Below are 22,370 nucleotides of genomic sequence, written 5' to 3'. Positions count from 1 at the left end.
TCGATTCGCGTTACGGCCGGCGAAACCCGGTCGGTCCGCCATAGAGATAGCCGATACGGGCGACCGCCTCCCTCAGTCCTTCACGCGACACCAGCATGGTGTGGCCGTTGGCGTGGATCATGGTCTCCGGATCCGTCATGATCGCGACGTGGCCTTTCCAGAAGACCAGGTCGCCGCGCCGCAACCCGGCAAAATCCGGCCCGAGGTCGAGCGGTTCACCGACGGTCGCCGCCTGCATGTCGGTGTCGCGCAGCACTTGCCTGCCAGCCATGTGCATTGCAAGTTGCACGAGACCGGAACAATCGATGCCGAAGCCGGAAACGCCGCCCCATAGATAGGGCGTGCCGAGAAACGCCTCGGCGACCGCGACGTAGTCGGGGGCAACCTCGGCGACAGGCCTGAGATGGTCAGATATGACCGCCTCGCCGGATGGCAGCAGAGCATAGTACGTGCGGCGTGTTTCAGCCGCGCCTTTCACTGTTACCGCTGACCCCATCGAGAGCTCCCCGCTCACCGGGAACCGCAAATCCGGTCCCGGATAGAGGAAAGTGCGCGGCACCGAGACAACATGCGTGGGTGCATGGTCCCGACCGCCCAGCACAGTGTCGGCGACATAGCCGACATAGCCGTCGCGCTCGGCCTGTATCCAGGCCCAGCCCTCAACGTCCTCGAAGACGAGGACGTCTTCGCCGAACAGAAGCTGGGTATCGACGCCGGCATCCGGGCGCGGAGCCTTGCGGACATCGGCCGCGGAGGCTGATATGCGAGCCGGCCGGCCGGCGACGAAACGGTCGGCGGCGACCTCGCCTGTCAGCCTGGCGTCGGCGAGATCGGAGCGGAAGGCATGGAGGCGGGCATCCCTGGCGGTCAAATCGGCAACTCGTTCAAATGGGCAACTCTTGGGCTCTGGCAATGATAACATCGCCAAAGCGCTCGACAAAGAGCGCGCCTTCGACTGTGCGCCTGACCAGCACGTTGCGCTTGTCGAGCTCGTCGCGGTGGCGCGACACCAGTTTCAGCGCCCCCATCGTATCGAGCGCACGGGTGATCACCGGCTTGGTGACGTTGAGTCGGGCGGCTAACCCCCGCACCGTGTGCGGCGGCGGATCGAGATAGATGGTGAACAGGATCGCCGTCTGGCGCATAGTGAGATCGGGCGCGTCGTCACGCACCTCGGATAACACCACCTGTTGCCATAGTCGCAAGGCCTGGCTTGGACGCATGATAATCGACATCCGTCCAGCATGACGGAAAATTGTTTCGGTTCCGTTTCAGTCAATACCTTCGTCGGCTATGCCCGAGAATCAGCCGTAGCGGTTCGAAATGACCTGCTCCAGCGCCCGGATGCCTTGCGCTTCGCCACCGGCAAGGCCGTGCGGGCGGTCGAACGGGTTCCAGGCGAAGATGTCGACATGCGCCCAGCCGGCGGTCTTTTCCACGAAGCGCTTCAGGAAAAGCGCCGCGGTGATCGAGCCGGCGAAACCGTCCGACGTGACGTTGTTGATGTTGGCCACCTTCGACGCCAGCTTGGCGTCATAGGGCTTCCACAACGGCATGCGCCATAGCGGATCCTCGACCGCAACGGAGGCGTCCGCCAGCTCGGATGCAAGCGCCTCGTCACCGGTGTAGAACGGCGGCAGGTCGGGACCGAGCGCAACACGGGCAGCGCCTGTCAGCGTCGCCATATCGACCAGCATCTGCGGCTCTTCGTCGTCGGCCAAGGCCAAGGCATCGGCGAGCACCAGCCGTCCTTCGGCGTCGGTGTTGCCGATTTCGACGGTGATGCCCTTGCGGCTCACCAGCACGTCGCCTGGCCGGAAGGCGTTGCCGGCTATCGAATTCTCGACAGCCGGGATGAGCACGCGAAGCCGGACCTTCAGCCCGGTGGCCATGATCATGGAAGCGAGGCCCAGCACGTTGGCAGCGCCGCCCATGTCCTTCTTCATCAAAAGCATGCCCGAGGACGGCTTGATGTCGAGACCGCCTGTATCGAAGCAGACGCCCTTGCCGACCAGCGTTATCCTGGGGGCATTGTTCGGCCCCCAAATCATGTCGATCAGGCGCGGCGCGTCGGCAGAAGCCCGACCGACGGCGTGGATCATCGGAAAGTTGGCGGTAAGAAGATCGTCGCCTTTGGTCACCGATAATTCGGCCTTGTGCGTCGCGGCCAAGGTTCGGGCGGCTTTTTCCAGCTGATCGGGGCCCATATCGCTGGTCGGCGTGTTGACCAGATCGCGCGCCAGGAAAACTCCATTGGCGATGCGGCGGATGCGGGCAATGTCGGTGCCTGCCGGCAGCGCGAGGCGAAGCGTCTTGCCTGGCTTCTTGCCGTAGCGGGTGAAGACATAGCCGCCGAGCGCTACGGCGAGTGCCGTAAGCTCCGGCTTGGCCGGTGCGGACGCAAAATGCCACTCGCCTTCGGGCAAGGCTCTCGCTAGTGCGCCGATGGCCAGTGCGCCCTCGCCATCACCGGTGCCGAACAGGGCTCCGGCAATCGCGCCGTTGTCGCCAGGCACGATCAGCGTCCTGCCAGCCTCGCCGGAAAAGCCGTTGGCCTTGGCCCAGGCGACCGACGATGGCGCAAGGCCCGCCGCCGCCAGAGCATCCTTCGCCACCAGATGGACCGGCAGCGCATTGCTCAATTCTTTCTCGACGAGTTCGACAGGCATTCGCTGGCCTCCGGCTTCCGAGTCGGCGTTTCTTAACTCTCCGTTAGGGTTAACAGAATATTTCTGCGGGAGGAAAGATGACCTCGCAAATGGTCACGCGCATGAACGGAGCCCTGGTGCCGATGCCGACCAACCGCAGGATGAACGCCAGCGCAAATAGGCTGATCAGCACGGCGTTGATGATGGCGCTTGCCGCAGGCGTCGCCGGCTGCGGAACCAGCAAATTGACGACTGGCTCGATTTCTCGTCCAAGCGGCAAGCCGCTGGAAACAATGTCGGCGGGCGAACTGCACAACGCTACGATGGCGCTCGGCCAGTCCTATTCGAAAAACCCCAGCGACAAGCGGATCGCGACAAATTATGCCGCGGCGCTGCAGATGGACGGCGACGCAGACCAATCGCTTGCGGTGATGCGCAAGCTGGCGATCGCCCTGCCGAAGGACCGCGACGTGCTCGCCGCCTATGGCAAGGCGCTTGCCGCCAACGGACAGTTCGAACCGGCTCTCGATGCCGTGCGCCGCGCCCAGACGCCCGAATATCCTGACTGGAAACTGGTATCGGCGGAAGCTGCTATTCTCGACCAGCTCGGCCAGAAGGACGAGGCGCGCCAAGGCTATCGCAAGGCGCTTGACCTCAGGCCGAACGAACCGTCGATCCTTTCCAATCTCGGCATGTCGTACGTGCTGGAAGGTGATTTGCGCACGGCCGAAACCTATATGCGCTCAGCCGCCCAGCAGCCGAATGCAGATAGCCGCGTCCGCCAGAACCTTGCGCTGGTCGTCGGTCTGCAAGGCCGTTTCGACGAGGCTGAGAAGATCGCCTCGCAAGAGCTGTCGCAGGATCAGGCGCAGGCTAACGTCGCTTACCTTCGCCAGATGCTGGCGCAGCAGAATGCCTGGAGCCAGCTCAAGGACCAGGACAAGGCAAAGCCCGCCACCAACTGACCGCTTCGAGCGCCGAACCGGCGCGCGAATTCCGGAACATGTCTAACGCAAAGAGCCGCGCTGCACCGGCAGCGTGGCTCTGAATCGTATCAGCGTTTCTGGCAACGCCGCTGGCGCTACTCGCTGCTGGATTTCGGCTGGTCGCCAAAGATGCCGCGCTGGCTCACCTGGATGCCGGCGGGACCCAGAATGATGGCGAACAGCACCGGCAGGAAGAACAGGATCATCGGCACGGTGAGCTTCGGCGGCAGCGCGGCCGCCTTCTTCTCGGCGGCATTCATGCGCATGTCGCGGCTCTCACTGGCAAGCACCCGCAACGCATGCGCCACGGGCGTGCCGTAGCGCTCGGCCTGAACCAACGCCTGGGACACCGACCTGACGGATTCCAGGCCAGTTCGGCTTGCAAGGTTCTCATAGGCCTGCTTGCGCTCCTGCAGATAGGAAAGCTCGGCGTTTGTCAGGATGAATTCTTCCGCCAATGCCACCGATTGCGCGCCGATCTCATCGGCGACCTTGCGAAGCGCCGCTTCCACCGACATGCCGGACTCGACGCATATCAGCAACAGGTCGAGCGCGTCCGGCCACGCCATCTGAATCGATTGCTTGCGCTTGGTAGCGCGGTTGTTGACGTAGAGCACCGGCGCGTAGAATCCCGCATAGGCTACCACGATGCACACGAACAGCTTCACGAAAAGCGGCTGCTCGGGCAATCCGCCGAGCACGAACAGATACATCGCCGCCAATGCAAAGCCGATGAAGGGCAGGACGAGACGGAAGAAAAGGAAGCGCGTCAGCGGATTTTGCCCGCGAAAACCTGCCACTTTCAATTTCTGCAAGGTACCTTCATCCGCCAGCGCACGCCTGAGATCCAGGCGATCGACAATATTGCGCATGCCGACCGACTGTTCTTCGCGCAGGCCCCTGCGGCGGCGGTCGGCTTCGACTGCCAGCCGCGCGCGCTGCTTGGCGCGCAGCTCATCGCGCTCCAGCGCTACGGATTTCATGCGCGCCTTGAGCTGGTTCCCGCCAAAAGCGGGCAGCAGCGTGAAGACGGTCGCAAACACCGCGATGCCGACCAGCAGTGCGATCAGCAGGGACGGGTCGGTGAGAGTTCTGATGACGTGATCGGTCATACGCGAGTCCTAGACTTCGAAATTCATCATCTTGCGCATTACCAGGACGCCCATCGACATCCAGATGCCGGAACAACCGAGGATCAGATGGCCGGTGCTGGTGATGAAGAGGGGCATGATGTAGTTCGGGCTCGTCAAATAGACGAGAAAGGCGACGACGAAAGGCAACGCGCCGATGATCACGGCGGATGCCTTGGCTTCCATGGACAATGCCTGGACCTTGGCTTTCATTTTCTTGCGGTCGCGAAGCACGCGCGAAAGATTGCCCAGCGCTTCGGAAAGATTGCCGCCGGCCTGAGACTGGATCTGGATGACGATGCCGAAGAAGCTCGCCTCGGTGCACGGCATCGTTTCTGGCATGCGCATGGCCGCGTCGGGGATCGACAAACCCATTTGCTGCGAATCGACTATGCGGCGGAACTCGGTCTTGACCGGCTCGGGGGATTCGTTGGCGATCAGGCGCACGGCGTCGTTCAGCGGCAGGCCGGATTTTACCGCACGCACGATGATATCGAGCGCGTTCGGAAATTCGTTGAGGAACGCCTTGACGCGGTGCGCGCGGCGAAACGAGACGAACCAGCGGGGCAGACCCAAGACGCCGACCAGCAGCGCAGCCGGCAAGACCAGCAGCGGTGCGCCGATGAAATAAACAAGAGCCGTCAAGACGACGCCGCAGACCGCCGAGTAGACATAGAAGCGCTCGAGCGAGATCTTCATGCCGGCCTGACGGATTTGGATCTTCAGCGGTGGTTTCTTGACCAGGCTCTGATTGGACTTTTGCTTTTGATCGAGATCCTTCAGCGAATCCTGGACGGACTTGCGACGCTTGGCCGCTTCCGCCACGCGATCGCGCGACGCCTTGACGACGGATCGATCCGTCTCGGCGGTCTTGATCGATTCAAGCCGCTTGCCGACCTGCTTCTCGGTGCTGATCCGGTTGAACAGGAAAGCATAGGCCACAGCGCCGGCGCTGAAGCCGGCGAGCACAACGAATGCCAATACGGTGCCGTCAATTCCGAACATCGACCCTGGCCCCCACGCTTCCAGACGGATCAATCAGCGCGTTTCTCCATCGCCTCGAGCGCAACCGCGAGGCGCTGCTCCTCACCGTAGTAGCGGGCGCGCTCCCAGAAATGCGGACGGCCGATCCCAGTCGACACGTGCTCGCCCAGCAGCCTGCCGTTCGCGTCCTCGCCCTTGATGTTATAGAGAACGATGTCCTGGGTGATGATGACGTCACCTTCCATGCCGATCACCTCGGTGATGTGGGTGATACGCCGCGATCCGTCGCGCAGGCGTGCAGCCTGTATGATCACGTCGACGGAGCCGACGACGATTTCGCGCACGGTTTTTTGCGGCAACGTATAGCCGCCCATGGCGATCATCGACTCTATACGGTTGAGGCATTCGCGCGGGCTGTTCGAGTGGATCGTTCCCATCGAGCCGTCATGGCCGGTGTTCATCGCCTGCAGCAGGTCGAACACTTCGGGTCCGCGCACTTCGCCGACGATAATACGTTCGGGGCGCATGCGCAGACAGTTCTTGACCAGGTCGCGCATGGTCACTTCGCCCTCGCCTTCGAGGTTGGGCGGACGGGTTTCGAGACGCACCACATGCGGCTGCTGCAATTGCAGCTCAGCTGAGTCCTCGCAGGTGATGACGCGTTCTTCGCGGTCGATATAGTTGGTCAGGCAATTGAGCAGCGTCGTCTTGCCTGAGCCGGTACCGCCCGAGATGACAATGTTGCAGCGGACACGCCCGATGATCTTGAGAATCTCGGCCCCTTGCGGAGAAATCGAGCCGAACTTGACCAGCTGGTCGAGCGTCAGCTTGTCCTTCTTGAACTTGCGGATGGTAAGTGCGGTGCCGTCGATAGCCAGGGGCGGTGCGATGACGTTGACACGGGAGCCATCAGGAAGACGCGCATCGCAGATCGGGCTTGATTCATCGACGCGGCGGCCAACCTGGCTGACGATACGCTGGCAGATGTTGAGGAGCTGCTGGTTGTCGCGGAAACGGATGCCGGTCTGCTCGACCTTGCCGTTGACTTCGATGTAGACGTTCTTGGAGCCATTGACCATGATGTCGGCAATATCGTCGCGGGCAAGCAGTGGCTCCAGCGGCCCGTAGCCCAAAACGTCGTTGCAGATATCCTCGAGAAGCTCTTCCTGCTCGGCGATGGACATCGCGAAATTCTTGATCGCGATGATGTCGTTGACAATGTCGCGGATTTCCTCGCGCGCGCTTTCGGGATCGAGTTTGGCGAGCTGCGACAGATCTATCGTATCGATGAGTGCGGCGAAGACCTGGCTTTTGGTGTCGTAGTAGGTTTCGCTCTTTTGGCGCTGGATACTTTTCGGCTCCGGGGCCAATGGCGGCGGCTCGACCGCACGGCGAACCGCCGGCGCGGCAGGCGCGCCGGATGGCGGCAGCGCCGCCGACCTGGCAGTTACAGCCGCTTCCACAGGGTTCGCGGCCGCCGGCGCAGCAGGTGCGGGTGCTGGCTGACGGAATTCCGGAATGGTCCGGTTGCCGTCGTCGCTGCCTCTTTTACCAAACATGATCGCTTACCAATTCCACCGCTGAGGCATCACTTCTTGTTGCGCGAAAGCTTGCCGATCAGATTGCCGAGGCCAGCCTTTTTCTTCACTTTGATTTCGCTGCGCCCTGTCAGCACATGGGCGATCTCGTTGATCGTGGCGACAACCGGACTCTTGGCATCCATCTCACCGAGCATACGTCCGTTGTTGGCAGCATTTCCGAACAAAAGCGGCTCGAACGGGATGACCGACATCGGCGAAAGGCCGAGCGATTCGGAGAAGTCGGACGGCGTAATCTCAGGACGTTTCGGCACACCGGCCTGGTTGATCACAAGCTTTGGCGCGGGATCGTTCGGACGAAGCCGCTTCAGCATGTCGACCAGGTTCTTCGTGTTGCGCAGATTGGCCAGTTCGGGCGTCGCCGTGATGACGATCTCGTCGGCCTTGACCAGCGTGTTCTTGGTCCAGCCGGCCCACACGTGGGGAACATCGAGCACGAGGAGCGGCGCGCTACGCTGGGCTATGTCGATAAGCTGGGTGAAGGCGTCGGGATCGAAATCGTAGACCCGCTCCAGCGTCGAAGGGGCCGCAAGCAGCGACAGGTGCTCGGCGCATTGGGCGAGCAGCCGGTCGAGATAGACCTCGTCGACGCGTTCCGGCGAGAAGACTGCCTCGGCAATGCCTTGCGCCGGATCCTGGTCGAAATTGATATTGGCCGTTCCGAAGGCGAGGTCGAGATCGGCGACAACCACTTCGGATTTGAAAAGGGACGACATGGCCCAGGCCACATTATGGGCTATGGTCGAGGAGCCGACGCCGCCTTTGGCGCCGATGAAGGCAATCGAGCGGCCGATCGGCTCAGCTTCCGGATCAACGAAGATCGAAGACACCACGCTGACGATGTCGGCCATCGATACGGGCGCGATGACATACTCGGAAATGCCCGAACGGATGAGTTCGCGGTACAAGCCGACATCGTTGTAGTGGCCGACAACCACCACCTTGGAGGTCGGGTCACAATGCTCGGAGAGCTGGGCGAGTTGTTCCAGCAACAGCTTCGGCTCGCTGCGCGATTCAAGCAGGATCAGGTTCGGTGTCGGCGCCGACTGATAGAATTCGATAGCGGTAGGGATGCCCCCCATATGCACTTTCAGATGGGCCTTGGCCATGCGGCGATCCTCGCCGGCGCGCTCGACCGGATTGGCTACGCCTTCGGTCTCGCAAAATGCCTGGATCGAAATGCGCGGGATCGGCCGCAACGCCTGCATCGCGGCAATATCCTGCTCCGAGGTTTCGCCGCCCGGTACCTCTGTGTCGTAGGCAAGATTGCTCATTGTCATCACTTTCCGTGACTTGCGCGGCTTAGGGTTTGTTGAGCCTCAACACTCGTTAATATTCGACTTCCGAATTGCCGAGGAATTCGTCCGAAATACCTCTGTCACGATAGACGTCGATCACCGCGCTCCGATTTGCCGCGTCGATGGGTGTCTGTTTGCGCGGTCCGATCAGATCGACCGGATTGGCCATCTGGGCGGCAAGGTTGTTTTGGTACGAACAGCCGAAATCGGCATAGTGCTTGTTTTCCGAAGTCTCCAGCAGGTCTTCGGGCCAGCGCCCGCATTTATCCGTCTGAGCCTTCACCGAGACGTAGGCGACACGGACCGGGGCGGACGCTTCGACCGAACCGGATTGATAGGACCGCATGGCGATCCGCTTCCGGCTGATGCCGCTGGCCATGGCAAGCCTGGCGAAATCGCGGCCGGCGGCGGCCGCCGCGATTTCGTTGGCCGAACCGCTCGGAATCTCGATCGTCAGCACCGGAGCCGCGCTCCTGTCGTATCCGTCCAGGAAGCCCAGGAGCGTGTCGCGCTGGGATCTGGTCATGCCACGGTCGCCGGCGCCGACCGGAAGGTCGATCTTCTGTATCTTCTCGGCTATGACGATCGGATGGGTGGTGCGATAATCGTCCGGTATGGCACCCACCGTGACGCTGTCGCGATTGGCGCAGCCGGCCAGCAATGCCGCCACCGCGATCGCCATAATGGGAACGGCCGGCCGCCAGATTCGCGAATGGACCGACCGCGTCGCGGTGATCGCCCGTGCCTTCGATGCTGCCTTAGACATGACCGCTTCCCCGCTTACTTGTAGATGAAGCCGACAACGCCGTGGTAACGGCCGTTGGGCTTGTCGGTCTGCATGGTGCCGTAGACACGGTTGACGCGGCCAAGGAAAATGCCGGCACCATCGCTGGCGGCGTTGAAATTGTCATCCGGCTTGGCAAGATCGTTGCGCGCCACCGGCTTCACCAGATACGGCGTAATGATGATGACGAGCTCGGTCTCGTTGCGAACGAAATCCCTGCTGCGGAACAGCGCGCCAAGCACTGGAATCTTTGTCAGACCGGGCAAGCCGTTGACGGCTTGCCTGAGATCATCGCGGACAAGGCCGGCAATCATCATCGAGCCGCCCGAAGGCAGTTCCACTGTTGTGTCGGCCAAGCGCTTGCGGAGCGACAGGGCGTTCATGCCGGGGCTTGTTACGCCTTCGGACAAAGATACTGATCCCTCCGTTGTCGGCTCGGAGACCGAGGTCCTGACCTTCAGGCTGATGCGGCCGGGAGACAGCACCACCGGCTGGAATTCCAGGCCAATGCCATATTCGATCTTCTCGATTGAATAGGTCTTCAGACCTGTCTGGTTATCGTTGGATACGGCTTGGGAAACGCTGGTCACCATATTGTATTCACCGCCGACCTTGAAGGTCGCCTTCTCGCCGGATACCGCTGTCAGTGTTGGCTCGGCCAGGGTTTTCATGACGCCTGACTGTTCCATGGCGTTGATGTAGGCCTGCAGCGTCGAGCTGCCGATGGCGAGGCCCGAGTTCGACAGCGACTTGCCCAAACCGGTGAAATTGTCGCTTACCGCACCCCAGCTGATACCGTTGCTGCTGCCGCTGCCCATCATATTGACGCCGAGCTGCTTCATCACCGAGCGGCTGACTTCCGCAACCGTCACCTTCAGCGTGACCTGGTCGTCGCCGATGATCTGCAGCAGGTTGACGATCTGGCTGACGCGACGCTCGGCATCCGGGTTGTCAATGGCGACGCCAGCCTCGGCCGAACCGCCGGCGGCAGTCTGCGAATATTGTCCCGTGGTCGCTTCACCGCCCGACACGAAGATGGTGGCCAGCTGTTCCGCCCGCTTGGCATCCAGGGGCGTGTCCACGGTTCCGGTCAGAACGACATTGTCGTTCAGGAGTTCGACTTTGACGGTCGATGACGGGATGAAGCGCCTGATATAGTCCTCCAGCCCGGCAACATCGCGTTCGACCGCCAGATCAAGGCTGACGATCTGCTCGCCATTCGGGCCAAAGACGAAGATGTTGGTCTCGCCGACCGCCTTTCCGAACAGATAGATGCGCCTGGCAGTGCGGGTCACCGCGTCGGCTACAGCTGGGTTGGCGACGAGAATATCGTAGGCATCGCTCGGCAGGTCGATGACCACCGATTTGTTCAGTCCGAGCTTGACCCGCTGGGTGGCGGTCGAAGCCGTGACCCTGGCGTTGTCGCCTGCTGCGCTGGCACAGAGAACGCCATATGCATTCGTTCCAAGGAAAAGCAGGCCGATCGCCGCAGCCAGCGTGACCGGCAATTTGGTTTTTAGCCTCATTTCCTCGCCCCCACTTCGGAAACTTCGCCCGACTTGATCAACCGCACGGTTCCGCGCCGGCCATTGCCGGAAACCAGGTAATCGGCTTCGCCCACATTCTTGTCCTGACTGTCCTTGATCGAGCGCAGCGCCAATGTCAGGCGATCCGCCATCTGCTGTGCGACGGTGATGATCTCGGACTGCTGCGGCGTCAGTTCCAGGGTGGCGGTCTGGCCAACCCTGGTCTTCTTACCTTCCTCGTCCTCCTGAATGGTCTGGTCGATCGCCAGGACGCGAATGTTCTTCAGGATAGTTTCGGTCGTGAAGCCCGGACCACCGCCATTGGCGGGATCGGCTCTGCGGGTCATGATGACGTCGACGAAATCGTTGGGAAGAATAAAGCCACCGGCCGAGGTGTCGGCCGAGATGCTTGTGGCAACGGCCCGCATGCCGGAGGGCAGGATCGACGACATGAAGCTTTGCCCTTCACCGATCAGCTTCGAGCGCCGCAGCGGCTCGCCGGCGTAGAGCGCCACGCGAGCGACGGCGCCCTTCAGCTTGTCCAGCGCTTCAGGCTCGGCGGCGCGGGTGATGAAATTTGCGTTGATGCCTGCGGACGGCCATGACTCCCAGGAAATGTTGTTTTCAAGCGGACTGCCCATCGGAACGTCGCCGGAAAGAACAAGCACATCCTGCAGCGCGATCGCCGGCGCCTGAGGACCGGAATCGACAACCGGAGGCGGCGGAGCCACGACCATGTTCTTCGCGACATAGCCTGCACCACCGGCCGCGGCTATCGCCACGCTCAGAATAATCAATCGGGATGCTGGCATCTGTCCGAACCTCGCCTTGGCAAACCACGTAGCCAAGCGGGACTTTGCAGCGGCAATCGTCAAAACAAGGTTAATGTTATACTTACGATCGTGATTAATTTAACGTTTACATAAATTGGACCGACAAGCCCGGCCCGAAGGAAAACGTGGCCAACTCGCCTGCTCGGCGCCAATGGCGTAAAGCGAAATTCAGCCCGCCAGCCTGGTAAGTGCCCAGGCCATCAACGGCGAGTCGGAATAGGTGAGCAGACCGCCAATGCCAAGCGCAATGCCGTACGGAACGCCGGTCGCCTCATCGGCGAAATGGCGCAGGAACGGATTGTGGCTTGTGACGGCGGCAAGCGGCGATTTTCGATAGGCGAGGATGGCTAGCGTCAGCAGGCCGCCGATGAATGTCGAGGCGACGAGGTATTCGATGAGATGGATGTTCAGTCCCATCCACATGGCAGTGGCAGCCAGAAGCTTGGCGTCGCCGCCGCCCATGCCGCCCAGCGCGAACAGGCCGAACGTCACCGCGAGAACCAGGCCGGCGGCGGCGAAATGCCAGCCATAGGTGGCCCAGTCCATGCCGGTCAAAGGCGCAACCAAGGCGAAGACAACCACAAGCAACACCGGCACGCGATTGGCGATCGTCATCGAAAGCATGTCGGAGATCGCGGCAAAAAGCATGCAGAACGGAAACACGACGAAGATCACGGCTTCAAGCATCGGCGCGCCTATGACCCAATTGCATCTGGCCCCAGCCTAATCCTATTCGATTAACGACTGATGAGGCCTAAATTTCAAATCATACCAGGACTAAATAAGGGCCGCCAGTGCGGCGGCCCTTATTTCAGAACAACCGAACCCGTTACGGTCAGCTACCGTTCACCTTAGTGGAGATGGCGGTGAACTTGGCGTTCAGCGAGTTGCCGAGCTGGCCGGCGCCGACCATGATGGCGAGTGCGATAAGAGCGGCGATCAGACCGTATTCGATAGCGGTCGCGCCGGATTCGTCCTTCACAAAACGTGCGATGAGGTTAGACATTCGAGCTCCTACTCCAATTGTTACAGCACTTCCGTCAACTTCTCTTGGTGGCTGATCGGATACTGCGAATCTAAGGAGAAGCTGTTTCAATCGGCTTAATAAACAGGCTTACCGATTCCTTTCCCGCTTCGACGAGATTGCGTGGTTAACCCAGAACTAAAATACCCGCCGCTAGGCGCCCGGGCTGACAAAAGGCGCAAAAGGCGCAATTCGGCAAAGACGTTCCAGCCGTGCCGGCTAGGCCCAATGCCGGTTCCGGCTTGATCCTGAACTCCAGCCGCTTAACGGTTGGTTCACCAATCTCGTTCATGTTCCGTTGAACAGTTTGCCAGGGGGCGCCTCAATGGCCGGGCCGAGATCATCATTTCCAGTTGCCGTGCTTTTTGCCGCAGCGGCTTTCGCCTTTCCAGCCAAGGCCGGCGCCGGCATCGAGGTGACGATGAACCAGGCAAAGATCATCAAATTGTCGCGCGCCGCCGATACGATTGTCGTCGGCAATCCGGCGATCGCCGACGCCTCCGTGCAGGACGCATCGACGATCGTACTGACCGGCAAGGGATTTGGCGTCACCAATCTCGTCGTCCTCGACCAGGAGGGTAACCCGATCGTCGATGAGCAAATAACCGTCGTGCGCCAGGCAGCGTCGTCGGTGCGCATCTATCGGCGTTCCGAAGTACAGACCATGTCCTGCGCGCCATATTGCGAAAGCTCGTATAAGAGCGATGCCGAGAAGGCCTCTGAAGCCGAAATGAGCGCCGGGCATTAGCTAGCCGACGTGTCCGCCTTTGGCGGGAACGTGCTTCGGTTATCGCCGGGTTAAGGCCTTCCCGTTGAATTTAACGGTCATTCCAACCGGACTTCAATCGGTTCCGACTAAGGGTGGGACCGATACAGAAGCGGCATCGGCGGGCAGAGGACATGAACAAGGCAGGACGAGCAGGTTCTCCAAGACGGTTTTTGGGCGACCGCCGCGGAAGCACGGCGATCGAATTCGCCATGCTTGCAATTCCTTTCGCGCTTCTTGTCTTCGCCATCCTGGAGAGCTGCATTTCTTTTGCCGCACAGGAAGTGATGGCAAACGCCACCGACGACATCGCGCGCCAGCTGCGTACCGGCCAACTAAGACCGGCCGATGTGTCCGGGACCAAGCTGCGGGATATGATCTGCACCAAATTGGAGATCATGGTCGCCAAGACCTGTCCCGGATTGCTGGTGGACTTGCGGGAATATCCGACCTTCGCCGATGCGGCGCTGGCCGGTTTCAAGATTCAGGATGGCGATGTCGTGCTGACCAAGGGCACGAGCACACAGACCTTCACCGTCGCACCTGGCCTGGCGGAGTCGAGAAACATGCTGCGTGTTTTTTACAAATGGCCGGTGATGACCGACTTCATGGCCAAATCGATGGCCAACCTGAAGGACGGCAAAACGCTGCATTTTGCTTCGATCACTTGGCAGAACGAGCCGTTCGACAACTGAACCACGTAGTCGCTTGAAAAGGGCAAAGCCATGATTCGTGCGGGGGCACAGCTGGGCATCGCAGGGATTTGTACAAGAGCAGTCCGGCTTTGCTCGGACCGCCGCGGTATTGCGGCTGTCGAGTTTGCCCTCATCGTGCCTGTCCTGTTGATCATGTACTTTATGACAATGGAGGCCTCGCAAGCCATCGAGACCAGCAAGAAGGTCAGCCGCATCGGCAGCATGGTAGCGGACCTCGTCACGCAGCAGCAGACCGTCAAGGCGGCCGATGTCGATGCCATCATGGCGATCGGCAGTTCCACGCTCCAGCCCTACAACCGCTCGAAACCGAAGATCATTATCACGGCGATACAGGTGACGAACGAGACGACGCCGAAAGTCCTGGTCGTGTGGTCGCGCAAACTGGTCGATGGCGTCTCTAGCGTCGACGCTGTCAAGGATTCCACCACAACGGTCCCGAGCGCGCTCAAGATCAAAGGCACGTTCCTCATTCGGGTCGAAAGCGATCTCGCCTACAAGCCAATCATCACCTGGTCGGCGGACGGCCAAAGCCGGTTCGGGTTGAGCTCGGTCTTCAATTCGATATCGATGGCGGAAACTTATTATCTGCGGCCGCGCAGGAGCCCGACCATTCCGTGCAGCGATTGCTGACGCCTGAAGCCCGCTAACCGGTCTGTTGCTATTGCTTGCGACCGCGGGCCGAGACTAGACGCACGATGGCTGCAGCCAGCACATAGTCCCTCGGACCGGCAACGGTTCGGCGACGATACCGATACGGAACGTTCCGATAACATCGCGCCAATCGGCTCGCGCCAGGTTTGTGCAAGACGCATCCAGCAGCAAAGCCAGTACGGCGGCGAATGCCGTCAGGGCAAGCCTCATGCGAGCTCCGCGCCGCGCATTTCCATCCGCAGATCGACCATGCCGCGATTCGTCTCTCCGGGACCAGCACGCCAAGCCGTGCCGTTGGGTTTCCGAATTGCCAATGGCGGCGCGGAACCCTATGTCTGAGCCAACACACAGGCAATGATGAACCTTTCGATGGCACGCGCCTTCCTTTTTGTCCTCGACTCCTTCGGCATCGGCGGCGCGGCCGATGCCGAACGTTATGGCGACACCGGCTCTAATACGTTCGCACACATCGCGCGGGCCTGCGCAGAAGGCCGCGCCGATCGCGAAAGCCTGCGTGCCGGACCCCTTCTTGTACCAAACATGCTCGCGCTCGGCCTCGGCCAGGCCGCGGCAACGGCGACGGGTTTCAGGTTCGAGAATGCCGGCAGTGCGCCGCTTGCCGCCGCCTTTCACGGCGCGGCCCAAGAGGTTTCGAGCGGCAAGGACACGCCATCGGGCCATTGGGAAATAGCCGGCCTGCCGGTCCGTTTCGACTGGGGTTACTTCCCAGACAAGATTCCCGCCTTTCCGGCCGAGTTGACCGACGCAATGGTGCGTGAAGGGAAGGTGCCTGGCATCCTCGGCAATTGCCATGCTCCGGGCACCGAGATTATCGAACGGTTCGGCGAAGGCCATATCCGCACCGGCAAGCCGATCTGCTACACCTCGATCGACTCCGTCCTGCAGATCGCCGCGCATGAGGTTCATTTCGGCCTGGAACGGCTTTACGAGTTCTGCAAAGTGGTGCGCAGGCTCGTCGATCCGCTGAATATCGGCCGCGTCATCGCGAGGCCGTTTATCGGTGAAACCGCCGCCACGTTCGAGCGAACGCATAATCGTCGCGACTATGCCGTACCGCCGCCGGAACCGACGCTGCTCGATCGGCTGACGGCGCGCGGCAGCCGGGTTATCGCGATCGGCAAGATCGGCGACATTTTCGCCCATCGGGGGATCTCGGAAGTCCGCAAGGCTGCCGGCAACATGGCGATGTTCGACAAAACGCTTGGTGCCATGGAAGACGCCCGCGACGGCGACCTCGTCTTCGCGAACTTTGTCGACTTCGACACCGAGTTCGGGCATCGGCGCGACGTTGCGGGATATGCCGCCGCACTCGAAGCTTTCGACCGGCGCCTGCCCGAGGCATTCGCACGGCTGAGGCCAGGCGATCTGCTCATTTTGACCGCCGATCACGGCAACGATCCGACGTGGCGCGGCACCGACCACACGCGCGAGCGTATTCCGATTATCGGGACACGGCCGGGTTTCAAAGGCGCAGAGATCGGACTGAGGACAACATTTGCCGACATCGGCGAAACCGTGGCCGAACATCTCGGGCTGGCGCGCGGCCGTCACGGCACCTCCTTCCATGCCACGATAGGTGGCCATGCCTGAGCTGCCGGAGGTAGAGACAGTCAGGCGCGGTCTGCAGCCGGCCCTTGAAGGTGCCCGCATTGTCGGTGTCGAGGCACGCCGGCCGGATTTGCGGTTTCCGTTCCCCGAGAGATTTTCGGAGCGGCTGACCGGCAAGACGATTGCGGCGCTCGGCCGCCGTGCCAAATATCTGACAATGCACATGGACAACGGCCCGGTTCTGATCTGCCATCTCGGCATGTCGGGTTCGTTTCGCATCGAAACGGCCGACGAGAGCGCAACGCCCGGCGCGTTCCACCACGAACGTTCGAAAAACACTGCTCACGATCACGTCGTCTTCGACATCGCATCCCCTGCCGGCGTCCGCTCTCGCGTGATCTTCAACGACCCGCGCCGCTTCGGGTTCATGCTGTTTTCGGAAGGCGAGCCCGACATGCATCCGATGCTGGCGGGATTAGGCGTCGAGCCTACAGGCAACGCACTGGACGGCGCGCTGCTCGCTTCGTTGCTGAAAGGTCGCAAGTCACCGCTGAAAGCGGCACTTCTGGACCAGAGGCTGATTGCCGGGCTAGGCAATATCTACGTCTCGGAAGCGCTTTGGCGGGCCGGCCTGTCGCCGCTGCGCGAAGCGGGCACCCTCGCGAGAGCCGGCAAGAAAGCCAAAGAGCAGAGCGAACGCCTGGCCGCAGCAATCCGCTCGGTCGTCGCCGATGCGATCGCCGCCGGCGGCTCGTCGTTGCGCGATTATATGCAGACCGATGGATCGCTGGGCTACTTCCAGCATTCCTTCGCGGTTTACGATCGCGAGGGGGAAGCCTGCTCCAAGCCTGGTTGTGGCGGCCACATCGAGCGTATCGTGCAAAGCGGTCGTTCGACTTTCCACTGCCGGGCCTGTCAGGCTTGAACCAGAAGCGAGGAGGAGCAAAGCATGGGCTATGAAACCATCATCGTCGAAACCCGCGGCAAGGTCGGGCTGATTACGCTGAACCGGCCGCAGGCGCTCAACGCGCTGAATTCACAAGTGCTGGCGGAACTGGTCGCGTCGGTGAATAGCATGGGCGCCAATGCCGACATCGGCGCCATGGTCATCACTGGTTCGGAAAAGGCTTTCGCGGCAGGTGCCGATATCAAGGAAATGCAGTCCATCTCCTATGTGGATGCCTATCTGCAGGATTTCTTCGTCGGCTGGGAAGAATTTACGCGGGCACGAAAGCCGATCATCGCGGCGGTGGCGGGCTATGCGCTGGGGGGCGGCTGCGAACTGGCGATGATGTGCGACTTCATCATCGCCGCCGACACCGCCAAGTTTGGCCAACCCGAGATCACGCTGGGCGTCATGCCCGGCATGGGCGGATCGCAGCGCCTGACCCGCTTTGTCGGCAAGTCAAAGGCGATGGATATGTGCCTGACGGGTCGAATGATGGACGCAGCCGAGGCCGAGCGTTCCGGCCTTGTCTCGCGCGTGGTGCCAGCCGGCGAGTTGATCGAGGAAGCGCTTAAGGCAGCGTCCAAGATCGCTGGTTTTTCCTTGCCGTCGGTGATGATGGCAAAGGAGGCCGTCAACCGCGCCTATGAGACGACGCTCACCGAGGGTCTGCGGTTCGAGCGCCGGCTGTTTCATTCGCTGTTTGCGCTGGATGACCAGAAGGAAGGCATGGCGGCCTTCACCGGCAAGCGGAAGCCGAATTTCACGAACCGATGAGATGACGAAGGCGCCGGTCAAAAAGAAAGCGCTGCAGCGTTGACGCGCCGGAAAAGCTGAACTATAAGCCGCACCAATCGAGGCGGCCCTGTGGCTGCCCGTTTGTTTTTTGCGCCCTGCGGTATCCCGCAAGCGCCCACCAGATCAGAAGAGAGGCACCATGGCCAATACCTCCTCGGCCAAAAAGGCAACGCGCAAGATCGCCCGTCGCGCAGCGATCAACAAGAACCGCCGCTCCCGCGTCCGGACCTACATCCGCCAGGTCGAAGAGGCGCTCGCAGCTGGCGACAAGGCGGCCGCACAGGCTGCCTTCAAGGTGGCCGAGCCGGAATTGATGCGCGCCGCGACCAAGGGCGTGGTGCACAAGAACACGGCATCGCGCAAGGTGTCGCGGCTGGCCCAACGGGTCAAGGTGCTGTCGGCCTAATATACCTTTTCCTGAACTGCGCTTCTTCAAACCCGGCCAATCGCGCCGGGTTTTTTTCGTTTGCCGGCAAGTACTTAAAAGAAAGCCCGCAAAATGGCGCTCCGCGGGCATTTCAAAGTTCGAAATGCTTTGCCGGCATATACATGCCTGCTGATATTCGCAGCCTTCGAAACCGCCAATGCGAAAATTTCCGAACGTCACAGATTACTGTTTTTTTTCAGAGGCTTACCGATGGTGATCCACAGCTTGTTCACATCGGCTGTGGCCGATAGGCGGCAATTGGCTGTCAAGTGAATTATTTCAGAAAATTTCGCGTTGTGTGGCCTTTTTCATATTCGCCGGAAAAGGGTTTGAATCACAATGGCTTTGTCAAAATCAACTGTTGCAGCATGGCGTTCGAAACGTCCCTTGCTAGTCAGATTCCTTAAAAATCCGTTAGGGGTGGCCTTGCCCTATCCACAGCGATTTCGGTAATGTCTGTCCATCGAAGGGACGGGCCCTTGGCCCTTGACCAGCCTGAAACCGGCCAGCTCAAATTGGCAGAGTTTACACCGCGGATTCAACTCCGCGGACGGGGTTGGTTTGTCTTTTCGATACGGTAGGGGACTGGCGTAATTGTACATGGCAGGTCGACGGTGCGCCGGCGGTTTTTCGCCGGACGGCATTTTGTTGCCCTGACATGACCAAAGCGGATCGGCTCTTCGGCGCCGGACCGACAACGAGGCGATTCATCAGCCGGCGGCGGCGATGGTGTCGCAGCGAAGACACGGTCGCCGGAAACATGGATGCAGGAGGCGCATCCCCGGCGGAAAACAGGTACAAGAGACAAGGAACTCGATCATGCAGAGCGGCGGCATCGAAAGGGAGCTTACAGGCGACCTCCCATTTCCTGGAACGTTAATCGGAAGGAACGACATGGCGGCTTCCAATGAAGCTGAACAGAAGTTCGATCGGGTCAAGGCCCAGTTGAAGGCGCGTCTGGGAACCGAGGTCTATTCGAGCTGGTTCGGGCGCATGAAGGTCGCTGAATCCTCTAAGGGCATTGTCCGCATCTCAGTGCCAACCGCATTCCTGCGTTCATGGATCAACGGCCACTATCTCGATCTCATCACCGAGTTGTGGAAGCACGAGGATCCGGAGATCCTCAAGATCGAGATAGTGGTTCGCACCGCCACACGGCAGGGCCGCAACAGCGTCGAGCCAGAAGTGGCCCCGGCGCGCAAGATGACCAGGCAGACGCAAACCGCGCTCTCTGCGGGCACGGCGAGCCCCAGCAGGGTCGAACGGGTCCCGGTACCCCGCCCGGGGATGCCGGCAGAAACCGAGTTCCGGCACAATGTTCTCGGTTCGCCACTCGATCCACGCTATACTTTCACCTCCTTCATCGAAGGACAATCGAACCGAGTGGCTTTTGCCGCCGCCAAGGCGGTCGCGGAATCGCAGTCGAGCGCGGTGCGTTTCAATCCGCTCTTTCTTCACGCGACGGTCGGGCTGGGCAAAACGCACCTGTTGCAGGCGATCGCCGCAGAATCGCTGAAGCAGAATCCGAAATCGCGGGTCGTCTATCTGACGGCTGAGTATTTCATGTGGCGGTTCGCCACCGCGATCCGCGACAACAACGCACTGACGCTGAAAGAACAGCTGCGCGACATCGACCTCCTCATCATCGACGACATGCAGTTCCTGCAGGGCAAGTCGATCCAGCACGAATTCTGCCATTTGATCAACATGCTGCTCGACAGCGCCAAGCAAGTGGTGGTCGCTGCCGACCGGCCGCCGTCGGAATTGGAGTCGCTGGAGCCACGCGTCCGCTCGCGCCTCAACGGCGGCGTCGCGCTGGAAATGTCAGCCCCGGATTTCGCCATGCGTATCGGTATGCTCAAGCTCAGGCTTGCCACCGCCAAGCTCGACGATGCGTCGCTCGATATTTCCGAAGAGATCCTCAACCACGTCGCCCGCACGGTGACCGGCAGCGGACGCGAGCTCGAAGGTGCCTTCAACCAGCTTTTGTTTCGCCAATCCTTCGAACCGCAGATCACCATCGACCGCATCGACGAGATCCTTGGCCACATCTATCGTTCGGGCGAACCCAAGCGGGTGCGTATCGAGGACATCCAACGCATCGTCGCGCGCCACTACAACGTGTCGAAGACCGAACTTCTGTCCAACCGGCGCACACGCACCATCGTCAAGCCACGGCAGGTCGCCATGTATCTGTCGAAGGTGATGACGCCGCGCTCGCTGCCGGAGATCGGGCGGCGGTTCGGCGGTCGTGACCATACGACCGTGCTGCATGCGGTGCGCAAGATCGAGGATCTTTCCGGTGCCGACAACACACTGGCGCAGGAACTCGAATTGCTGAGAAGGCTGATCAACGACCAGGCCTGACGGCCCGAAAAACGCCGGCTCGCGGACTCCGGCCTTTTTATCCCCAGAAAGCCCGTGCAGCCGGTCCGAACCGGTGGCGCGGGCTTGCGTTTGCCGGGTTTTTCCTGTCAGTTTACGCAGATTCTGAGCCTGTTCAGACCTTTCGCGGGGCGCCGCTTGCCGGAGACCCGTTCATTCATTCAAGCGAGCCTGTTTCGTCATGCGTGTTATCCTGGAACGGTCAAATCTCCTGAAGTCGCTCAACCATGTTCACCGCGTGGTCGAGCGGCGCAATACCATTCCGATCCTGTCGAACGTGCTGCTCAGCGCCGAGGGGGCCAGCCTTGAAATGAAGGCGACCGACCTCGACCTGGAGGTGACCGAAGCAACGCCGGCAAAGGTCGAACGTGGCGGGGCGACGACGGTCCCGGCACATCTGCTCTATGACATCGTGCGCAAGCTTGCCGACGGCGCGGAGGTGGCGCTGAAGACCGACGAAGACGGCAACGCCATGACGGTGACGTCGGGGCGCTCGAGCTTCCGCCTGCAATGCCTGCCGCAGTCCGACTTTCCCGAGCTTTCAGCCGGGTCGTTCTCGCATATTTTCCGGCTCGATTCCGTCGGACTAAAGGGCCTCATCGAAAAGACCCAGTTCGCCATCTCGACCGAGGAGACGCGCTATTATCTGAACGGCATTTATCTGCACACGCACGAGGCCGGCGGCAAGCTGAAGCTGCGCTCTGTCGCGACCGACGGCCACCGGCTGGCGCGCGCCGAGATCGATGCGCCGGCAGGCTCTGAGGGCATGCCTGGCGTCATAATCCCGCGAAAGACGGTCAGCGAGCTGCAAAAGCTGGTCGACGATCCCGATGTTGCAGTCACCACCGAGTTGTCCGACACCAAGATCCGTTTCACCATCGGCAGCGTTATCTTGACCTCCAAGCTGATCGACGGCACTTTCCCGGACTACCAGCGCGTCATTCCGACCGGCAACGACAAGAAGCTGATTATCGATCGCCAGAGTTTCGCCGCTGCCGTCGATCGCGTTTCGACCATTTCGTCCGAACGCGGCCGGGCGGTGAAGCTTTCGATCGCCGAAGGGCAGGTCACGCTTGCGGTCAACAACCCGGATTCGGGCAGTGCCACCGAGGAACTGGCGGCCGACTATTCCTCCGATCCGATCGAAATCGGCTTCAACGCCAAATACCTGCTCGACGTTGCCGCGCAACTGACCGGCACGGAGGCGAAGTTCATGCTGGCGGATGCCGGTTCCCCGACGCTGATCCACGACATGGCCGACGAGACCGCGCTCTACGTGCTGATGCCGATGCGGGTGTAGG

General features: G+C 60.9%; 22 protein-coding genes and 1 pseudogene. 10 read left to right on the top strand and 13 right to left on the bottom strand.

Translation table 11 applies throughout. The features are described from left to right. Nucleotides 1–10 precede the first annotated feature (10 nt). The 3 genes from NKI70_RS22685 to NKI70_RS22675 all read right to left on the bottom strand — a co-directional run bounded on the left by NKI70_RS22685 (nt 11) and on the right by NKI70_RS22675 (nt 2,669). Nucleotides 11–922 carry a C40 family peptidase gene (locus NKI70_RS22685; RefSeq protein ID WP_084641121.1) on the bottom strand — a complete coding sequence of 304 codons (912 nt, stop codon included), beginning with the start codon at nt 920–922 and terminating at the stop codon, nt 11–13. Then, nucleotides 885–1,235 (bottom strand): MarR family winged helix-turn-helix transcriptional regulator, encoded by a 351-nt coding sequence (locus NKI70_RS22680; RefSeq protein WP_023676939.1) that lies wholly within the window; start codon nt 1,233–1,235, stop codon nt 885–887. The genes NKI70_RS22685 and NKI70_RS22680 overlap by 38 nt, the downstream gene beginning before the upstream one ends. 69 nt (nt 1,236–1,304) lie before the next feature. Next, complete coding sequence (locus tag NKI70_RS22675; RefSeq protein ID WP_023676938.1) at nt 1,305–2,669, bottom strand: leucyl aminopeptidase family protein; 1,365 nt, start codon at nt 2,667–2,669, stop codon at nt 1,305–1,307. 122 nt (nt 2,670–2,791) lie between these two features. Here NKI70_RS22675 and NKI70_RS22670 point away from each other — a divergent pair, with 122 nt between their 5' ends. Then, the gene (locus tag NKI70_RS22670; protein WP_023676937.1) at nt 2,792–3,613 is read left to right on the top strand and encodes a tetratricopeptide repeat protein; all 822 of its coding nucleotides are present in this window, start codon (nt 2,792–2,794) and stop codon (nt 3,611–3,613) included. Nucleotides 3,614–3,729: 116 nt separating this feature from the next. Here NKI70_RS22670 and NKI70_RS22665 read toward each other — a convergent pair whose 3' ends face one another. From NKI70_RS22665 to NKI70_RS22625, 9 genes are all read right to left on the bottom strand, one after another. Further along, on the bottom strand, nt 3,730–4,746 hold the full coding sequence (locus NKI70_RS22665) for a type II secretion system F family protein (RefSeq protein ID WP_352698149.1): 1,017 nt from the start codon (nt 4,744–4,746) through the stop codon (nt 3,730–3,732). Nucleotides 4,747–4,755: 9 nt separating this feature from the next. Continuing rightward, nucleotides 4,756–5,769: a type II secretion system F family protein gene (locus NKI70_RS22660; protein WP_023676935.1), complete on the bottom strand. Its 1,014-nt coding sequence runs from the start codon at nt 5,767–5,769 to the stop codon at nt 4,756–4,758. Between the two features lie 29 nt (nt 5,770–5,798). Next, a complete protein-coding gene (locus tag NKI70_RS22655; RefSeq protein WP_352455132.1) occupies nt 5,799–7,307 on the bottom strand; it encodes a TadA family conjugal transfer-associated ATPase in 1,509 nt (502 codons plus the stop codon). Between the two features lie 29 nt (nt 7,308–7,336). After that, entirely contained in the window at nt 7,337–8,620 is a 1,284-nt protein-coding gene (locus tag NKI70_RS22650; protein ID WP_352621909.1) for a CpaE/TadZ family protein, read from the bottom strand. 55 nt (nt 8,621–8,675) lie between these two features. Further along, nucleotides 8,676–9,410, bottom strand: coding sequence for a CpaD family pilus assembly protein (locus tag NKI70_RS22645; protein WP_352589101.1), 735 nt, complete (start codon nt 9,408–9,410; stop codon nt 8,676–8,678). 14 nt (nt 9,411–9,424) lie between these two features. Then, the gene (locus tag NKI70_RS22640) at nt 9,425–10,954 is read right to left on the bottom strand and encodes a type II and III secretion system protein family protein (protein WP_352589099.1); all 1,530 of its coding nucleotides are present in this window, start codon (nt 10,952–10,954) and stop codon (nt 9,425–9,427) included. Further along, nucleotides 10,951–11,766 (bottom strand): Flp pilus assembly protein CpaB, encoded by an 816-nt coding sequence (gene cpaB / locus NKI70_RS22635; protein ID WP_023676931.1) that lies wholly within the window; start codon nt 11,764–11,766, stop codon nt 10,951–10,953. Before cpaB ends, NKI70_RS22640 begins: the two co-directional genes overlap by 4 nt. Nucleotides 11,767–11,955: 189 nt before the next feature. Beyond that, nucleotides 11,956–12,474 (bottom strand): A24 family peptidase, encoded by a 519-nt coding sequence (locus NKI70_RS22630; protein WP_023676930.1) that lies wholly within the window; start codon nt 12,472–12,474, stop codon nt 11,956–11,958. Nucleotides 12,475–12,622: 148 nt separating this feature from the next. Further along, the gene (locus NKI70_RS22625) at nt 12,623–12,793 is read right to left on the bottom strand and encodes a Flp family type IVb pilin (RefSeq protein WP_023676929.1); all 171 of its coding nucleotides are present in this window, start codon (nt 12,791–12,793) and stop codon (nt 12,623–12,625) included. A 343-nt stretch (nt 12,794–13,136) separates the two neighbouring features. Between NKI70_RS22625 and NKI70_RS22620 the strand changes: the two genes are divergently transcribed. The 3 genes from NKI70_RS22620 (at nt 13,137) to NKI70_RS22610 (ending at nt 14,923) form a co-directional block, all read left to right on the top strand. Continuing rightward, nucleotides 13,137–13,559 carry a pilus assembly protein N-terminal domain-containing protein gene (locus NKI70_RS22620; RefSeq protein ID WP_352455128.1) on the top strand — a complete coding sequence of 141 codons (423 nt, stop codon included), beginning with the start codon at nt 13,137–13,139 and terminating at the stop codon, nt 13,557–13,559. A 152-nt stretch (nt 13,560–13,711) separates the two neighbouring features. Beyond that, entirely contained in the window at nt 13,712–14,272 is a 561-nt protein-coding gene (locus tag NKI70_RS22615; protein ID WP_352455127.1) for a TadE/TadG family type IV pilus assembly protein, read from the top strand. Between the two features lie 30 nt (nt 14,273–14,302). Next, nucleotides 14,303–14,923 carry a TadE/TadG family type IV pilus assembly protein gene (locus tag NKI70_RS22610; RefSeq protein WP_023676926.1) on the top strand — a complete coding sequence of 207 codons (621 nt, stop codon included), beginning with the start codon at nt 14,303–14,305 and terminating at the stop codon, nt 14,921–14,923. Nucleotides 14,924–15,025: 102 nt separating this feature from the next. Here the strand turns inward: NKI70_RS22610 and NKI70_RS33995 are convergent. Then, nucleotides 15,026–15,154: pseudogene (locus tag NKI70_RS33995) on the bottom strand (phosphate/phosphite/phosphonate ABC transporter substrate-binding protein); the annotation flags it as partial. A gap of 159 nt (nt 15,155–15,313) precedes the next feature. Here NKI70_RS33995 and NKI70_RS22605 point away from each other — a divergent pair. From NKI70_RS22605 to dnaN, 6 genes are all read left to right on the top strand, one after another. Then, nucleotides 15,314–16,555, top strand: coding sequence for a phosphopentomutase (locus NKI70_RS22605; RefSeq protein ID WP_352570350.1), 1,242 nt, complete (start codon nt 15,314–15,316; stop codon nt 16,553–16,555). Beyond that, entirely contained in the window at nt 16,548–17,438 is an 891-nt protein-coding gene (gene mutM, locus NKI70_RS22600) for a bifunctional DNA-formamidopyrimidine glycosylase/DNA-(apurinic or apyrimidinic site) lyase (protein WP_352698151.1), read from the top strand. The genes NKI70_RS22605 and mutM overlap by 8 nt, the downstream gene beginning before the upstream one ends. 24 nt (nt 17,439–17,462) lie before the next feature. Beyond that, nucleotides 17,463–18,236: an enoyl-CoA hydratase gene (locus NKI70_RS22595; protein ID WP_023676923.1), complete on the top strand. Its 774-nt coding sequence runs from the start codon at nt 17,463–17,465 to the stop codon at nt 18,234–18,236. 160 nt (nt 18,237–18,396) lie between these two features. Continuing rightward, entirely contained in the window at nt 18,397–18,663 is a 267-nt protein-coding gene (rpsT, locus tag NKI70_RS22590) for a 30S ribosomal protein S20 (protein WP_023676922.1), read from the top strand. Between the two features lie 915 nt (nt 18,664–19,578). After that, on the top strand, nt 19,579–21,051 hold the full coding sequence (dnaA, locus tag NKI70_RS22585) for a chromosomal replication initiator protein DnaA (RefSeq protein WP_352698153.1): 1,473 nt from the start codon (nt 19,579–19,581) through the stop codon (nt 21,049–21,051). A 199-nt stretch (nt 21,052–21,250) separates the two neighbouring features. Further along, nucleotides 21,251–22,369, top strand: coding sequence for a DNA polymerase III subunit beta (dnaN, locus tag NKI70_RS22580; RefSeq protein WP_023676920.1), 1,119 nt, complete (start codon nt 21,251–21,253; stop codon nt 22,367–22,369). Nucleotide 22,370: the final 1 nt, after the last annotated feature.

This window comes from Mesorhizobium sp. M0500, from assembly GCF_040321165.1.
Lineage (GTDB): Bacteria > Pseudomonadota > Alphaproteobacteria > Rhizobiales > Rhizobiaceae > Mesorhizobium.
This window is presented reverse-complemented; position numbering and strand designations above follow the sequence as displayed.

Excerpts from the sequence above, each read along its gene's own strand:
- NKI70_RS22685 (WP_084641121.1), bottom strand. The coding sequence starts at position 922 with ATGTTATCATTGCCAGAGCCCAAGAGTTGCCCATTTGAACGAGTTGCC.
- NKI70_RS22680 (WP_023676939.1), bottom strand. The coding sequence starts at position 1,235 with ATGTCGATTATCATGCGTCCAAGCCAGGCCTTGCGACTATGGCAACAG.
- NKI70_RS22675 (WP_023676938.1), bottom strand. The coding sequence starts at position 2,669 with ATGCCTGTCGAACTCGTCGAGAAAGAATTGAGCAATGCGCTGCCGGTC.
- NKI70_RS22670 (WP_023676937.1), top strand. The coding sequence starts at position 2,792 with ATGCCGACCAACCGCAGGATGAACGCCAGCGCAAATAGGCTGATCAGC.
- NKI70_RS22665 (WP_352698149.1), bottom strand. The coding sequence starts at position 4,746 with ATGACCGATCACGTCATCAGAACTCTCACCGACCCGTCCCTGCTGATC.
- NKI70_RS22660 (WP_023676935.1), bottom strand. The coding sequence starts at position 5,769 with ATGTTCGGAATTGACGGCACCGTATTGGCATTCGTTGTGCTCGCCGGC.
- NKI70_RS22655 (WP_352455132.1), bottom strand. The coding sequence starts at position 7,307 with ATGTTTGGTAAAAGAGGCAGCGACGACGGCAACCGGACCATTCCGGAA.
- NKI70_RS22650 (WP_352621909.1), bottom strand. The coding sequence starts at position 8,620 with ATGAGCAATCTTGCCTACGACACAGAGGTACCGGGCGGCGAAACCTCG.
- NKI70_RS22645 (WP_352589101.1), bottom strand. The coding sequence starts at position 9,410 with ATGTCTAAGGCAGCATCGAAGGCACGGGCGATCACCGCGACGCGGTCG.
- NKI70_RS22640 (WP_352589099.1), bottom strand. The coding sequence starts at position 10,954 with ATGAGGCTAAAAACCAAATTGCCGGTCACGCTGGCTGCGGCGATCGGC.
- cpaB (WP_023676931.1), bottom strand. The coding sequence starts at position 11,766 with ATGCCAGCATCCCGATTGATTATTCTGAGCGTGGCGATAGCCGCGGCC.
- NKI70_RS22630 (WP_023676930.1), bottom strand. The coding sequence starts at position 12,474 with ATGCTTGAAGCCGTGATCTTCGTCGTGTTTCCGTTCTGCATGCTTTTT.
- NKI70_RS22625 (WP_023676929.1), bottom strand. The coding sequence starts at position 12,793 with ATGTCTAACCTCATCGCACGTTTTGTGAAGGACGAATCCGGCGCGACC.
- NKI70_RS22620 (WP_352455128.1), top strand. The coding sequence starts at position 13,137 with ATGGCCGGGCCGAGATCATCATTTCCAGTTGCCGTGCTTTTTGCCGCA.
- NKI70_RS22615 (WP_352455127.1), top strand. The coding sequence starts at position 13,712 with ATGAACAAGGCAGGACGAGCAGGTTCTCCAAGACGGTTTTTGGGCGAC.
- NKI70_RS22610 (WP_023676926.1), top strand. The coding sequence starts at position 14,303 with ATGATTCGTGCGGGGGCACAGCTGGGCATCGCAGGGATTTGTACAAGA.
- NKI70_RS22605 (WP_352570350.1), top strand. The coding sequence starts at position 15,314 with ATGGCACGCGCCTTCCTTTTTGTCCTCGACTCCTTCGGCATCGGCGGC.
- mutM (WP_352698151.1), top strand. The coding sequence starts at position 16,548 with ATGCCTGAGCTGCCGGAGGTAGAGACAGTCAGGCGCGGTCTGCAGCCG.
- NKI70_RS22595 (WP_023676923.1), top strand. The coding sequence starts at position 17,463 with ATGGGCTATGAAACCATCATCGTCGAAACCCGCGGCAAGGTCGGGCTG.
- rpsT (WP_023676922.1), top strand. The coding sequence starts at position 18,397 with ATGGCCAATACCTCCTCGGCCAAAAAGGCAACGCGCAAGATCGCCCGT.
- dnaA (WP_352698153.1), top strand. The coding sequence starts at position 19,579 with ATGGCGGCTTCCAATGAAGCTGAACAGAAGTTCGATCGGGTCAAGGCC.
- dnaN (WP_023676920.1), top strand. The coding sequence starts at position 21,251 with ATGCGTGTTATCCTGGAACGGTCAAATCTCCTGAAGTCGCTCAACCAT.